General features: G+C 44.0%; 2 protein-coding genes. Both read left to right on the forward strand.

What is annotated here, in order from left to right:
- Nucleotides 1-122 precede the first annotated feature (122 nt).
- Nucleotides 123-1673: a 2,6-beta-fructan 6-levanbiohydrolase gene (gene levB / locus ACWHAR_RS20370; protein WP_041055120.1), complete on the forward strand. Its 1551-nt coding sequence runs from the start codon at nucleotides 123-125 to the stop codon at nucleotides 1671-1673.
- 105 nt (nucleotides 1674-1778) lie between these two features.
- Nucleotides 1779-1852 (forward strand): hypothetical protein (locus tag ACWHAR_RS20375; protein WP_452087647.1); only part of this gene is annotated, 74 nt, incomplete at its 3' end.

Consider the following 1852-nt stretch of genomic DNA (forward strand, 5'->3'; position numbering starts at 1 on the left):
TGTCAAAGACAGCATCCTTGAACAAGGACAATTAACAGTTAACAAATAAAAACGCAAAAGAAAATGCCGATATCCTATTGGCATTTTCTTTTATTTCTTATCAACATAAAGGTGAATCCCATATGAACTATATAAAAGCAGGCAAATGGCTAACCGTATTCCTAACCTTTTTAGGAATATTGCTGTTTATCGACTTATTTCCAAAAGAAGAACATGACCAAAAAATAAAATCAAAACAGAAGCCGGACTACCGGGCGGCATATCATTTTACGACGCCGGATAAATGGAAAAATGACCCTCAAAAACCGATCTATTTTGATGGCAAGTATCATTATTTCTATCTATATAACCGGGATTACCCAAAAGGCAACGGCACAGAATGGCGCCATGCCGTCTCAGAGGATTTGGTGCACTGGACCGATGAAGGCGTGGCGATTCCGAAATATACAAATCCGGACGGTGACATTTGGACCGGTTCCGTCGTAGTTGATAAAGAGAACACAGCCGGCTTCGGGAAAAATGCGCTTGTCGCGATTGTGACACAGCCCTCAGCCAAAGACAAAAAACAGGAGCAATATTTGTGGTACAGCACAGATAAAGGAAAATCATTCAAATTCTACAGTGGCAACCCCGTTATGCCTAATCCGGGCACAGACGATTTCAGAGATCCGAAAGTCATATGGGATGACCAGGATAACAAATGGGTCATGGTCATGGCTGAAGGATCAAAAATCGGCTTTTATGAATCCGATAATCTTAAGGACTGGCATTACACAAGCGGATTCTTCCCAGAACAGGCGGGAATGGTGGAATGTCCCGACCTCTACATGATGCGGGCAAGCGACGGAACGAATAAGTGGGTTCTCGGTGCCAGCGCGAATGGCAAACCGTGGGGCAAACCAAATACGTACGCCTACTGGACCGGAAGCTTCGACGGAAAAGAATTCAAAGCGGATCAGACTGAAGCCCAATGGCTTGACTATGGCTTCGACTGGTATGGCGGTGTGACGTTCGAAGACAGCAAAAGCACAGATCCATTAGAAAAGCGGTATGCGCTTGCCTGGATGAACAATTGGGATTATGCCAACAACACCCCGACAATGAAGAACGGCTTTAACGGCACAGATTCTGTCATACGCAAACTCCGGCTGAAGGAGCAGGATGGAACATACAGCCTCGTCTCACAGCCGATTGAAGCTTTGGAGCAGCTGACTGTTTCAACTGACGAAATAGAGGATCAGGATGTGAACGGATCAAAAACATTGTCGATAACAGGTGATACGTACCAGCTTGATACGGATCTTTCTTGGTCAGAGCTAAAGAATGCAGGCGTCAGGCTCAGAGAATCAGAAGACCAAAAACGCCATATTGATGTCGGCATTTTCGCCGAAGGCGGCTATGCATATGTCAATAGAGCAGCCACAAATCAGCCTGACAAAAGCAATACCTTTGTCGAATGCAAAGCTCCTTATGATGTAAGCAAACGTAAGGTGCATTTGAAAATACTTGTCGATAAAACAACGATAGAAGTATTTGTTGGCGACGGGAAAACCGTTTTTTCAAATGAAGTCTTCCCAAAGCCTGAAGATAAAGCAATTACCCTTTATTCTGACGGCGGCACAGCCTCCTTCAAAAATATAACAGTGAAACACTTTGATTCGGTTCACGAATAAAAACAGGGGCAGCGCAGGCTGCCCTGTTTTTTATTAGGAGCGGTATTCTCTGTTACATATTGGACATTGTAAGGAATATAAGGCTGGTTTCAAAGGAGGAAGCGAATGTCTAAACAAGGAAATTTTCAAAAATCAATGTCGCTGTTTGATCTGATTTTGATTGGGATGGGAGCCATCTT

The sequence above is a fragment of the Bacillus sp. LR--39 genome, from assembly GCF_053613335.1.

Coding starts and splice junctions, on each gene's coding strand:
- levB (WP_041055120.1), top strand. CDS start 123: ATGAACTATATAAAAGCAGGCAAATGGCTAACCGTATTCCTAACCTTT.